This is a genomic window from Lacipirellula sp. (assembly GCF_965279485.1).
GTDB lineage: Bacteria > Planctomycetota > Planctomycetia > Pirellulales > Lacipirellulaceae > Lacipirellula.
Genome location: NZ_CBDIIC010000002.1, coordinates 2,175,710 through 2,188,205, shown reverse-complemented (window position 1 = coordinate 2,188,205; position 12,496 = coordinate 2,175,710). Strand labels below are relative to the sequence as shown.

9 protein-coding genes are annotated in these 12,496 nt (G+C 62.7%); 3 read left to right on the top strand and 6 right to left on the bottom strand.

The window, feature by feature from the left end; translation table 11 throughout:
* Window positions 1-85 precede the first annotated feature (85 nt).
* Both ACQY7R_RS16440 and ACQY7R_RS16435 read left to right on the top strand, forming a co-directional pair.
* Window positions 86-724, top strand: a complete 639-nt coding sequence (locus tag ACQY7R_RS16440) for a hypothetical protein (protein WP_428306656.1) — start codon at window positions 86-88, stop codon at window positions 722-724.
* Window positions 725-769: 45 nt separating this feature from the next.
* A complete protein-coding gene (locus ACQY7R_RS16435; protein ID WP_428306655.1) occupies window positions 770-1,798 on the top strand; it encodes a YihY/virulence factor BrkB family protein in 1,029 nt (342 codons plus the stop codon).
* An 18-nt stretch (window positions 1,799-1,816) separates the two neighbouring features.
* On the opposite strand, the gene ACQY7R_RS16430 is transcribed toward ACQY7R_RS16435, so the two are convergent.
* The 6 genes from ACQY7R_RS16430 to ACQY7R_RS16405 form a co-directional block, all read right to left on the bottom strand.
* The gene (locus ACQY7R_RS16430) at window positions 1,817-3,775 is read right to left on the bottom strand and encodes a SulP family inorganic anion transporter (protein ID WP_428306654.1); all 1,959 of its coding nucleotides are present in this window, start codon (window positions 3,773-3,775) and stop codon (window positions 1,817-1,819) included.
* A gap of 145 nt (window positions 3,776-3,920) precedes the next feature.
* On the bottom strand, window positions 3,921-4,586 hold the full coding sequence (locus tag ACQY7R_RS16425) for a carbonic anhydrase (protein ID WP_428306653.1): 666 nt from the start codon (window positions 4,584-4,586) through the stop codon (window positions 3,921-3,923).
* A gap of 230 nt (window positions 4,587-4,816) precedes the next feature.
* Window positions 4,817-5,158, bottom strand: a complete 342-nt coding sequence (locus tag ACQY7R_RS16420) for a hypothetical protein (RefSeq protein WP_428306652.1) — start codon at window positions 5,156-5,158, stop codon at window positions 4,817-4,819.
* 230 nt (window positions 5,159-5,388) lie between these two features.
* The gene (locus ACQY7R_RS16415) at window positions 5,389-6,813 is read right to left on the bottom strand and encodes a proton-conducting transporter membrane subunit (RefSeq protein ID WP_428306651.1); all 1,425 of its coding nucleotides are present in this window, start codon (window positions 6,811-6,813) and stop codon (window positions 5,389-5,391) included.
* Window positions 6,810-8,201, bottom strand: a complete 1,392-nt coding sequence (locus tag ACQY7R_RS16410; RefSeq protein ID WP_428306650.1) for a proton-conducting transporter membrane subunit — start codon at window positions 8,199-8,201, stop codon at window positions 6,810-6,812. Before ACQY7R_RS16410 ends, ACQY7R_RS16415 begins: the two co-directional genes overlap by 4 nt.
* Entirely contained in the window at window positions 8,198-11,347 is a 3,150-nt protein-coding gene (locus ACQY7R_RS16405) for a DUF2309 domain-containing protein (protein WP_428306649.1), read from the bottom strand. Before ACQY7R_RS16405 ends, ACQY7R_RS16410 begins: the two co-directional genes overlap by 4 nt.
* Window positions 11,348-11,786: 439 nt before the next feature.
* On the opposite strand from ACQY7R_RS16405, the gene ACQY7R_RS16400 reads away from it, so the two are divergent.
* Complete coding sequence (locus tag ACQY7R_RS16400; RefSeq protein ID WP_152101108.1) at window positions 11,787-12,458, top strand: response regulator transcription factor; 672 nt, start codon at window positions 11,787-11,789, stop codon at window positions 12,456-12,458.
* Window positions 12,459-12,496: the final 38 nt, after the last annotated feature.

Below are 12,496 nucleotides of genomic sequence, written 5' to 3'. Positions count from 1 at the left end.
GGCGAAAGTTGACATAAGCTTGCCAATGTCCCTCAGGCTTTTCCCCGTCAGAGATCCGTAACGACTCAGCAGCGAGCCGCTACCGATGATCGAAACTTCCGCCGTCGACGATGACTACGCCGCCGTTGGCGGCGCAGTCTGCGAACTCGATGACGCTATCGAGCGTTGCGGCAGCTGCAGCACGCCCGTGATGCTGCGGCGGCCGAGCGTCTCGGCGCCCGCTAGCCCGTGGCTCTGCCGGCGGTGCGGTTCGGTTTTCTTTGCGCGACCGCAAGAGAAAGACGGCAAGCTCCTGCGCGGCGTCGCCAAGCCGATCTGCTACCACGAAGTGATGCGCGAGCTGAACGTTCACCTCGGCGCCGGGGCGCAAACGGCGAGCAAGCGCGATGTGATGCGACTGGTGGAGTGCTTCGCCAATCGCAAATTCATGGGGACCGACACGCGTGCTCAGCGGCGGCATATCGTCGCGGCGCCTGTGACGGTGATTCCGCTCAGCGGCGATTTGCGGATCACGGCCCCGGCGGAGCGGGTGCTGACGCTCAATGTCTCCGGGGGAGGCGCGGCGCTGTTTCATACGCGACGGATCCCGCAACCGTATCTCGCAATTGACTTCACTTACGCCGGCGTCAATTTGCTGCCGGTCGTTCTGGAAACGACCCGCGTTCGCCAGGTGGCCAACTCGTATGAGATTGCCGGGCGGTTCGTTTGCCGGATCACGCCGTAGGCAGCTAATTTTCGCCGCGTAACATCGCAGGCATGCATCTGCCCGGTGGCGGCACGGAGTTTGCCCCTGTGGGTCTACCTGACGACCCACGAACCGCAGGCGGCAGGCCCGGCGATGTTGTTTCCTTCCCGAACGCTGCACGAGTTGCCGCGCGTCTTGCGCGGGGCGTTCTTTGAATGGCACGAAGACAAGGTGCCGCGGATGGCAGCGGCGATCGCGTTCTACGCCGTCTTCTCGCTGACGCCGATCGTGGTGATCGCGTTCAAGATCGCCGAGCGGAGCTTTGGCTCAGAGGTAGCGCTCCGCGAGATTCTCGCACAAGCAGCCTTCCTGATTGGCAACGACGGGGCGGCCGCAATCGAAGGGCTGATCGCCAACGCCCAGCCGCGGGCGGCGACGCCGATTGCGACGGGCATCGGCATCGCCACGATGATCTTCGCTGCCACGGGCGTCTTCACGGAGCTGAAAGATTCGCTCAACACGATCTGGGAAGTTCAGCCAAAGCCGGGCTTGGGAATCGTGCAGATGATCATCGACCGCTTCTTTGCGTTCGCGATGGTGCTAGTGATCTGGTTTCTGATGCTGATTTCGCTCGTGACGAGCGCCGCGATGGCCGCGGCGGTGCGGGTGGCGTCGCCATACGTCGTCGGGGTTCAATTCATCGAATCACTCTTATCGCTGGCGCTGATCACGCTGCTGTTCGCGCTCATTTACCGCGTGCTGCCGGATGTGAAGGTGGCGTGGCGCGACGTGTGGCTGGGGGCGTTCGTGACGGCGGGGCTGTTCGTCATTGGCAAGTTGCTGTTTGGGCTCTACTTGGGACACAGCTCGCTCGGTTCGAGCTACGGCGCCGCGGGGTCGCTCGTGATCGTTATTCTATGGGTTTACTATTCGTGCCTGATTCTGCTGTTCGGCGCCGAGATGACGCAGGTGCAGGCCCGCATTCATCACGTGCCGCTGGAGCCGACGGAGAAGGCGGTACATGTCACTGAACACGCCCGCGTGCAGCAGGGGATACCGCGGACGAGCGACGTGCAGGCCGCGGCGAGGGGCGACGAAGTGAGCCGATGGTAGTGCAGTAAGTTGCGCCAATTACGCTGCTTCGGGTTCGCCGGTTATCCTCCTGCGAGGCGACGAGCGCTGCGCGCTGGCGCGCAGCGTATCCCAATCGATCGACAGCCGCCCGCCGGCGGCTTGGTGCTGCTCGCCCCAAGAGGTGAGCAATTCGAGGCAGGCATGATCGATGTACGACAGACGGTCGAGTTCGACCTGAACTTCCGCGTCGCTGGGGAACTGCTCGAGCGCCGCAGCCAGTTTCGGTAGTCGCACAAATGTCGCCGCCCCGGCGAGTCGCATGCGGTAGCTGTTCTGCGCCTTGTCGTGATCAACCTTGATGCCAAGCCGCGAGAAGGTGTAAAGGAGCTTGGCCGCGGCGAGCGCGATGCCGACGACGACGCCGACCAGCAGGTCTTTCGCAACGATCGTGATCAGCGTCGCCAGGTAGATGGCGACCTCGCCCCAGCCAAACTCCAGGAGTCGTTTGATTTCCTTGATGTTCACCAGCTTGTAACCGGTGTAGACGAGCACCGCGGCGAGGCTGGCGGTAGGGATCATTTGCAATAGGCTGCCGAGCACGACCACAAACACTAGGAGCCAAACGCCGTGCAGGATGGCCGAGAGGCGAGTTTTGGCGCCGGCTTGCACGTTGGCCGAGCTACGAACGATGACGCCGGTCATCGGCAGGGCGCCGAGCGTTCCGCAGATGATGTTGCCGACGCCTTGAGCGGTCAGTTCGCGGTCGTAGTTCGTGCGTTGACCATGCGCCAACTGGTCGACGGCGGTGGCGCACAGCAGCGTTTCGGCGCTGGCGATAATGGCGATAAGCGCCGCGGTTTGCAGCAACTCGCCCCAGTGGGCGTTTTGCAGCAGCGTGAGCGTCGGCAGGCGAACTTCCTCCCACAGGCTGCCGGGAAGTTCAACGTAGAACACCGGCAGCACCAGAAAGTACGCAGCCAGCAGCGCCGCGACGATCGCGATCAGCGGCGCCGGGACGAGCCGCAGCTTGCGCGGCGAAAACTTCTGCCAAAGAACAATGATCAAGATCGTGCTGATGCCGAGGATTGCGGCGATACGGTGGTTTCTTAGGCGTTTGGCAGCGACGTCGATCGCGGTCACGGCGGCTTCCTGCGTGGCGATTGCATCAACCGCTTTGCCTGAACGAAGCGCCGCCTCAGCGGCTTCGCTGCGGGCGATCGCTTCCTGGAGCGCGACCTTGGCTGCATTGAGGTGAACCTGGCCGTCCGAGGCGCCCTCGGCCGCGACCATCTCGTCGCGAAGTTGCAGTAGGTGCTGCGTAATGCGTTCTTGCTCGGGGATGAGCGTTCTGAGCTGCGGCTCTTCGACGTTCTCAAGCGCCGGGCTCGCTGGGGCAATGTGAGTGTAAGGAATGAGCTCCGCGGCGTGGACCCGCATGTTGACCTGATCGTGATGGAGGTCGGCCATCTCCTGGAGCGCGTGGCGGCGGAAGACGCGCTCTTCTTCGCTGGCAAGCGGCGGGCCGTTGAATGCCTTATAGATCGCCTGCGGGATGGTCGCGAGATTTTCCAAGCCGCTGCGACGCGGTTTATCGTCGACCATCACATGGAACTGACTGGCGAAGATGAGGACGCCGATGCCCGCAAGCATGCCGTGAATGACGGCAGGCGAGACGGCGCGGAACCAGGGGCCGAGCTTCAGTCCGCCGGCGACGATCTGCATCACGCCGGCAATGAGGACGGCGAGGCCGAGCATCTCGAGACCGAGCCGCTGGATGATTTCGAGAACGATGACCGTGAGGCCCGCAGCGGGGCCGCTGACTTGCAGTTGGCAACCGGCGAGCGAGCCGGCGACGATGCCACCGACGATGCCGGTGATGAGGCCCGCCGCCACGGGGGCCCCGGAGGCGAGCGCGACGCCCATGCAGAGGGGGAGGGCGACGAAGAAGACGACGATCGACGAGAGGAAGTCTTGCTTCCAATAACGCAGTGGCGAGGCTGGTTCAGATTTGTTCATTGGCGGCTCGAGAATTGCAATCGTCAAATGTTCTCACCACAAAGAACACAGAGGCCACAAAGAAAAAGCACGAAGAAGATTGGCTGCCTCAATGGACGCCCTCTTCTCCGTGCTCTCTGTGCCCTTTGTGGTTAGTCGCCTGCGTTTAGATCGCTCGCAAGTGCGGCATGATCGGACGGGGTTCGAAGCCTTGGTCGCCCACCGATTCGAACTGCCCGTCTTGCGGATTGAATGCGAAGACTTGGCCTGTTTCGAACTTATAGACCCAGCCGTGGAGCCGCAGTTCGTTGCGTCCCATCGCGGCTAGGACGCTGGGATGAGTGCGGAGGTTTTCGAGTTGGACGAGGACGTTTTCTTCGACTGTCGCGGTGAGCCTCGCCTGCGGATCGGTGATGTGTCCATAATTTTCGCGAATGATGCGCGAGGTCGCCTCGGCGTGGCCGAGCCAGCCACGCACCGAAGGGAGGTTCGTCACTTGGCTCGGGTCGAGCAGTGCGCCCATGGCGCCGCAGTGGGAGTGGCCGCAGACGATGACATCCTGCACGCCGAGGACAGCGACGGCGTACTCGATGGTCGCCGCTTCGCCGCTGCTGGTATTGGAGTAGGTGGGAACGATGTTCCCCGCATTGCGGAGGATGAATAGTTCGCCGGGCTCGGTCTGGGTGATCATGTTCGGATCGATGCGCGAGTCCGAACAGGTGATGAACAGCGCCAGGGGCTTTTGCCCCTCGACGAGCCGCTTGAAGAAGCGCTCGTGAGTGGAGAACACGTCGTTTTGGAAGCGATGAACGCCGTCTACTAGTTTTTGCATGATAGGTAAGATTCCGAATCGTAAGTCGGTGAATGGCGCAGCCGATTGTTAGCCGCGGCATATAGGTCGAAGCAAGCAGCCGGAGCCGACGGGTGCGAGGCACGCTCGCGCAGGCTCGATTAGGCAACCGCAATTCGACTGGGTGGAAGAAACGCTCTGGCAAACGCCGCCGAGTTCGTCGAGCGACCTCACAGGCGCACCGCAGGAGCGCGCCGGAGGGGATTGCCCTGCTAACAGCGCAGCGGAAGAGCCAGTCCGGCCGAGAGGTGCGGAATCGAATCAATATAATGCGCCGCTAAGGCTGGCGAGCGACAAACATGGGCCGCCACTTGGCCGCTCTTCACCGGATAGGCGAGGTCGACGTAGCGGAGGCTGCGTCGTAGTTCGCCGACTGGTTTGGAAGCGGTTGCGGCCTCTTCCTGAACCTCAGATTCGACCTCGGTCTGCACGAGCGAGAGACTCGGGATCGAGCCGTACGCGACTAGCGCGACCGCGAGTACAACTGATCGAAACGCGCACTGCCCGCCCCATTGGCAGACGGCGTTTGCGGCGTTGATCAGTGAGCGAATCATGGCGTCCAGAGGGGCCGCTGGGCCCAAAAAAATTGCTTGCCAAAACCTATTGGTAGTCGCTGATACTTCTAGTTGGCGGCTAGGGAAAAGTCAACGCAGCCCGATCGGGCCACGGCTGCACGGGCGTCAATATCTGCATCGGCACTGGACACTTCGGACGCCAGCAAAACCGAGGAAAAGAAGCCGCTGACAGCGGCAAGTTCGCCCACTTTCGGCCGACATGATCTCAGTTAGTCGCTGGGTGCTCGCATCGCCGGCCCCTGGCCAAGCTGCTCGTGGCGGGCGGCGATCAATTCGTTGGCGGCGCGGTAGCGCGATGTCAGCCCTGGCTGCGGAAAGAGGCCCCCGCCGAGCAGAAGCGCCGCGAGGGCCAGTACGGCTATTCGTTCCGGCAGGCGACTTTGCAGCGAGATCGTCGGGAAGTACCGCTTGCCCGTGAAGATGCGAAAGTAGGCCTGCAGCACGGCGATGCCGTTGAGCGCGGCAGTGAGCACCGCCAGCAAGCAGATCCACGGGTGCACGCCGACGGCGCCCTCAAGCAGCAGTTCCGCGCCGACGAAGCCAATCGTGCCGGGGAAGCCAATACTCGCGAGGCCGGTAATTAAGAAGAACGCCGCGAGGGCAGGCGTGTGTTCGTAGAGACCGTGGAATTCGTTGAGCGAGAGGCGGCCGGTGCGAGATTCGATCGCTCGCAGCGTCAGGCCGAATCCAGTGAGCGCCAGGCCAACCGAGATCCACAGGCAGAGGGCGCCGGTCAAACCGATCGGCGTTACCGTCTCGAGTCCAACGAGCACGAGCGACGAGTGGCTCAAGAATAAATAGCAGAAGAACCGCCGGCCGTCGCGTTGCACCAGCGCCATCCCGGCGGCGTAGACGGCCGTGACGATGGAGATCAGCGCGAGGCTTTGGAGAGAACAATCGGGAGCCGTCGGCAGCAGCAATCGCACGGCCGCGTAGACGCCGACCATGGGCGTGACGAACAATAGCGACGTGCCGAACGCGGCGTGTTCGAACAGGTCGGTCATCCAGCAGTGGAGGGGCACGGCCCCGCAGCGAAGCAACACGGCGGCGGTCAACAGTCCGAACGCGAGGTTCGAGGGCGCCGTGCCGGGCGTCGTTCGTTCGACAAGCCACCATCCAGCGACGAGCAGTGCAACAAAGAGCGACATGTGAATCGCAAACACGCGCACTGGTTTGCCGCCGGTGCGGAGTTCCCACAGCGGGGGAAGCGCGCCGATCGCGAGCAAGGCGACGAGGCCCCACGAGTGGCGGCAACTGAGCGTTGCGAGCAGGATCGTCTCGGAGATCAAACTGATCGCGAACGGATAGTGGCGAAACTTCGTTCGCAGCGTCGCGAGTGCGGTGACGAAGCTGATCAGCGCCACCATCGGCAACAACGGCGCACTTAACTCGTCGATGACGAAGAACTCGACGCCGAAGAGGCGCGGGGTGAGCGACCAGCGGTCGTGTGCCGCAACTTCATGGAGTGAACCAAAGTCGAGCCAAGCTCCCGCCGCGGAAGCCAGCGACAATCCGCTAGCGACGAGCGTGCGGCGCTGGGCCGCCTCGGGGTTGCGCAGCGTGAGCAGCGACAGCGCGCCGAGCGCTGGCAGCGCGATCGCCAGTTGCAACCAGGGAAGGTGGAGTTCAGTCACTGTAGGTCGTCGGCGACGCCTCCCGTTGCTTGGAGGGGATTGGCATCGCGCGACGTTCGGCCTGCCAGGAAGCTCGTCCAGCGTCGTTCCATGGCGTCGCACAGCCGGAAGAAGCCGAGGAGCGGGCGAACACAGTAGTCGCCGAGCAGCGTGTCGAAGAAGCCGCGTTCGAAGGCCAAGCGGAACGCCTGGCGACGCAATGATGCGGGCACAATGCGTTGCCAGACCGTTGCCTGCTGCGGGAGATGGCCGCCGATAGCATTTTCCAAGTCGTGGTAGTCGTGCAGCAGCGTCGGCGCCCGCAGGAGCTGCAGCGTTCGCAAGCAGGCATGGCCGATGATGTGAATCAGCGCGACGTACCGCAGGCCGCAGCCGATTTCGACGAAGATGATGCTCACTTGCGTGAGCGAGGCGAAGGCGAGGGCGCTCTTCACGTCGGTTTGCACTCGTGCGGCGATCGCTCCGAAAATTGCTGAGACAAACCCGAGCACCACCACGGCGATGCACAGGAGCGGCGACGCCTCCAGCAGCGGGCCAAACCGCAGGAGCAAGAAGGCGCCAAGATGAACCGACAGAGCGCCGTAGAAAATGGCGCTCGACGGCGTGGGCCCTTCCATTGCGCGCGGCAGCCAGCCGGAGAACGGAACGAGCGCGCTCTTGCCGGCCGCTGCGACCAACAGCAGCAGGCCGACGAACAACGCTTGGTTCGTCGTGAGCGCTGCGTGCCCCGCGGGCCACGGGCTGTTCCCCATCAGCCCGACGAAGTCGCCGCCGCCAGCGAGGTGGTGGAGCGCGAGCGTCGCCAACAGAAATGCCGCATCAGCCACGCGGTAGACGGTCCAAACGCGCAGCCCGTTGCGCACTGGCGCCGAGCGTTCATGGAAGAAGCCGACGAGGAGCGCGGACGACAGGCCGACGAGTTCCCACCCGGCGAACAATGTTTCGATTGTGCCGGCAAGCGAGGTGACGACCATCCCGAGCAGGAACATCGCGTACAGCACGAAGAATCGCCGGTAGCCTGGCTCGCGATGGAGGTATTTGCTCGCAAACGCTCCGGTCACGCCGCAAAGGGCAAAGGAAAGTATCACGAACGGGACCGAGAGCCGGTCGAAGACGAATTTGAACGTGAAATGAAGATGCTGCTCTTCAATGGCGAGCCAATGGCCCAGGCCGAGATCGATCAATCGGCGATCGGTGATCAGCATCAGCGCGAGGATGCTAATCGACGCCAGCAGCCCCGTCACCACCGCGGCTTGCGTGAGGCGGCTCATCGTTCGCTCGCGTAGCGGCCAGCCCGCGAGCGACGAGACGCCCAGCGTTGCCAGCAATAGCGCCGGGCAAGCGACGACGCACGTCCCCAAGAGTTGGATGAGTTGATCGGAACTCATCGCGGGGTCCTCCCCTTGGGCTTGGAGACGAGCGTCGGCGAGATGGACGCTTGGATCGAAGCGTAGCCAAGATGATCACGCCAACCGCGGTACCAATCGATCGAGGCCGCCGCTTCCGGCAGCTGGTCGGATTCGGTGACGTATCGCTCGAATCGCCCGTTGCGGAAGAGGTGGATCGTCGCATCTTCAGGTCTCAGCGTCGCCAGTTGCACCCACGCATTGCGGCAAAGCCGCGCGATCGTCGGGTTGGCGTCCACGATCCGTTCGAGCGCTGCTGGCGTCGTTTCAATGACGAACAAGATTCGCAGCGGTTCATGGATTTCAATCATCTGTGCGGAAAGCCCTGGTCGCAAATCGCTCGTCGCCCCTTCCATTACGCCCAATAGCGACGCGATGTTATGGGGTAACTTCGATCCGCAGCCGTAGCCCTCGACGTCGACGCAAGAGAAGTAGTACTCCAGGTTGATGCCTGAGCAAACGGGAATCACCGCCGCGAGGACTCGCGCCAGGGTTACCGAATCGGCAGTATCTTGAGTCGGATCGTATGACGCCAGGAAGGTGCGTCGATCCATAAACAACCCGCGGCACCGTGCGCGTCGTCCGACGAAGACTGCCGCGTTGGTCGCGTGGTTGTACTCGGGGCGCGCCTGCGACAAGTCTTCGGAGCGTTGTTCAACATGCGCGAGCGCCGCGGCGGGCGTGAGCGATAGCTCCGCCGATTCAAATCGCCGGCAACGCTCGTGGGCGTTGCGGCGTCGTGCTTCGTCAATGGTTCGCTGCGTGGTCGCGAACGGTTCTTGGTGAGTGACGGGCAGGCGATCGAGATCGAAGTAATCGACGCCGTCAGTGCAGGTATTGTGAAAAATGCCGACGAAGTAAGCAGTTGCAGGAATCGCTAGCCCGCGGTCCGCCAATCTTGCTCGGACGCGCGGGTCGTTCGCCATCTGGCAAAAGGCGCGAGCATTCGGTCCGCCGCTGCCGCCGCTGCAGGCGCCGCAGTTGTACGCGCTTTCGTGCGGGTTGTTCAAGCTGGAGGAGCCATGCCCGCAGAATAGCACCAACCTTGCGAAATTGCGGGTGAGTCCCATCTCGCGAAGCGTTTGCTCGACGACGTCGGCCATTTCGTCAACACTGTAGCCGATGTGCCCTGCGTCGGGGCCGGGCGTTGGTTCGCTTCGTTCGAGCAGCAACTGCGTTGCTTCGGGCGGGCGGACGATCTGGCCAAATAGCTTGCGGATCTGCGCGGAGGTGCGCGGAAAGAGGATGCGGGTTACGAGCGGCACGGACGCGAGCGTGCCGGCGAGCGCGGTGACGGCGCCGCCCAGGAGCGAACGACTGCCGCGGTGAAATTGATGCGAGACCGCGCCAACCAGCCGCCGATGGCGCGCCCGACGACGATAGACTTCTTCGAAGGCGTCCGCAGGCGCCTCTTCAACGTAGTGCTTCGGTTGGATAGCCACTGGACAGAGAGGTCGGCGATGGGCGTCGGCGGCGCCGCGGTAATACATCGCTACGCCGAAGAAGCCGGCGTAGCCGAGCGTTTCGCACGCGGGGTCGATTTCCTCCAAGTGGCGTCGGAACGATTCTTCGCGATCGTCGATGCAACAAACAATCTGGAACGACGGCGCCTGCCGCGAGATGACGTTATTTGGCTGCGGGGAGCGATTGTGAATGGCGAGGGCGTCGAGCGTTTGATTGCGGTACCGACGCTCATAGGCCAATTGAAACGTGCGGCGGCGCTCGAAGTCGTCGAAGGCGGAAAGCTCGTCCGCCAGCTGCCCCCAAGTCTTTTCAGGCAAACGGAAGAGTTCTTCCGGCATGATGCCTTGCACTTGGCAGAGCTGGAACATTAAGAACGCCAGTTGCGTCTTGCCGGTGGGCGTGCGCGCGGTGTGAATTGCCGCGACCCGTGCGCGGAGCGTGGCAAGCGGCTCTATATCGCCCAACGCTTCCTTGGCGACATAAGCGGCGGCGTAGCGATCGAGTAGCAGTCGCACCGCCAGGAATTCGACGAGCGTTCTCCGCGGCGCCGGCCGCACGGCCCATTCGGCGTTCGTCTCCATCTGCCAAATCATGCCGGCCCAGCCGCGCAGCGCAAGCAGCGATGCGGCGATGAACTCGTCGCGTTCTTCGCCAGAGACGCCAAGGAGGTTGAGCGATTCCTCGATGCAGGCGAGCGGCGTGACCTGCTCGCGTTGCAGCCTGGCGATCTCACGCTTCACGCCTGTGAGCCAGTGAGGAACGACGCCTCCCGACAGACCGTACACCTTTAGGAACGACTGATAGAATCCGGCGTCGCGATCAGGAAGCGGCCAGTGGGCGTATCCTTGGTCGAGGAAGGCTGCGGCGTAGCGAATCAGCACTTCGTTGGCCAACTCGTCGGCGTCGACGCCGGTCGCCGTCAGCAGGGCGTCGCGATGTCTTGAGGCTGCGGGAAGTGGCTGCGCCGCTCGGCCAGTGCGCTGGACGCCGTCGAAAGAAAGTCGCCACAGCAGTTGCAGGCAGACTTCTTCCCAATGAGCGTCGTGCCACGATTCGATCTTCTGGCGGTCAAAACGATCGAGCGTCTGCTCGATCAACTGCTGCAGCGACGACCCGTCGACATGTTCCGACCTCGCGCTGCCGATGCGGAAGTCGCGCATGATCCAGCGGCGCGTTCCCTCGATCAGCCGCCGGCGAATCTCCGGCGGGACGTCGCCGCGGAAGGTACGAAGGGCATCGGTCTCGGCGACCATCCACCGGAGCTCGGGGCTCGGTGCCGTGCGCAGAGAATGCTGGAGGATTGCGAGCCGCAGATGGAAACGCGTTCCCAGCAGCCCAATCAGTTCGTCCGCGCGATCGGCGAGGTCTGCTTCGAGGACGGCGGCCAGATCTTGTTCTTTGATCCGCCCACGCGCGAGTTCGCGCCGGTAGCGTTCTTCGGCGAGAAAGGGTTGGCTGCCGTAGACGCGCTGCGAGTGAGCGAGGGCCTCGTCGAAACGCAATTCTTCGAAGGTGTGAAGCGTATTATGGTGGACGAAGACCGTGATCGGGCCCTGAGTCGGCAGCAGATGGGCGGCGTGCTCGATCGAACGGAGCAGCCGATCGGCTTTCTCTGGAGGCAGGTCCGTCGGGGCAGGGCGCTCAGAAGAAGCAATTGGCGCCACAGCGGGAGGAACTCCGATCAGGAGCTTCGAGGGAGGGCAGGTGACGGGTAGGGGGCCGTTTAGGAGGGACGGTCGTTTTTCATGTTGCAAAAAGCGGCCAGCGATGGCTCCGAAACGCATTCGTGTTCGAAATTACCTTTCGATTTTGTATACTTTCGCTGATCGGCGGCAGCAGTCAACGGTAATTACAAATTTGACATACCGCTGTTACTCTCGTGCTGGTACGGATTTCCGCTAATTAGCCCGTCGCCCCCAGTGGCTGGCGGACGCTATTCTTAATGATAGGACTATCGCAATCATAAAGGTGAAAGCCACCGGCTCTGCCGGCGGACGATGTGCGAATTGAGTCTGGCGGCAATTCGTCCACTGGCCGAGCCGGTGGCTGCAATGGTCGCTTTCATCGTTCAACTCCTCGCCTCACTTACGGAACAGATGCAGTATGGAAGTCCTTGTCGTAGAAGATGACGACATTCTCGGGAAAGCGATCCGCCGCGGTCTCGAAGACGCCGGTCATCGTTGCACGCTCGCCGCCACTGGGGCGAAGGGGCTCGACGTCGTCGTTGCCCAGAAGTGCGACGCCGTCGTCCTTGATCTCATGCTCCCGGATCAGTCGGGGATCGACGTGCTACGCACTATCCGCAGCCAGGGAATTCGCACACCGGTGATCATCCTGACTGCCTTGGGGTCTGTCGAAGAGCGCGTCGACGGTTTGAATGCCGGCGCCGACGACTACCTGATTAAGCCATTTTCGTTTCCTGAACTGCTCGCGCGGCTTTCGGCCGTGGCGCGGCGCGCTCACAATTTGACGGCCCAGAGCCTTTGCGTCGGCCCGCTGTCGCTCGATCTGGCGACGCGACGGGTCACGCGCGACGGTCAGGAAATCGATCTCACGCCGACCGAGTTCAGCCTGCTTGAGTTCCTGATGCGGAACGCCGGACAAGTGCTGACTCGCAAGATGCTGAGCGAGCATCTGTGGGATTCGAACTGGGAAGGCGTCACCAATGTGATCGAAGTTCACATCACGCGGTTGCGCGGGAAGATCGATCGCGACTTCGGCGAGCCGTTGCTGCAAACCGTCCGCGGCCGAGGCTATGTGCTAAAGGGCGTCTAAACGACGCTGGCGCGGAGCGAGAGACGGCCTTGTAGACC

Bases quoted from the DNA above. Each gene is read 5' to 3' on its own strand.
- ACQY7R_RS16440 (WP_428306656.1), top strand. From the start codon at position 86: ATGATCGAAACTTCCGCCGTCGACGATGACTACGCCGCCGTTGGCGGC.
- ACQY7R_RS16430 (WP_428306654.1), bottom strand. From the start codon at position 3,775: ATGAACAAATCTGAACCAGCCTCGCCACTGCGTTATTGGAAGCAAGAC.
- ACQY7R_RS16425 (WP_428306653.1), bottom strand. From the start codon at position 4,586: ATGCAAAAACTAGTAGACGGCGTTCATCGCTTCCAAAACGACGTGTTC.
- ACQY7R_RS16420 (WP_428306652.1), bottom strand. From the start codon at position 5,158: ATGATTCGCTCACTGATCAACGCCGCAAACGCCGTCTGCCAATGGGGC.
- ACQY7R_RS16410 (WP_428306650.1), bottom strand. From the start codon at position 8,201: ATGAGTTCCGATCAACTCATCCAACTCTTGGGGACGTGCGTCGTCGCT.
- ACQY7R_RS16400 (WP_152101108.1), top strand. From the start codon at position 11,787: ATGGAAGTCCTTGTCGTAGAAGATGACGACATTCTCGGGAAAGCGATC.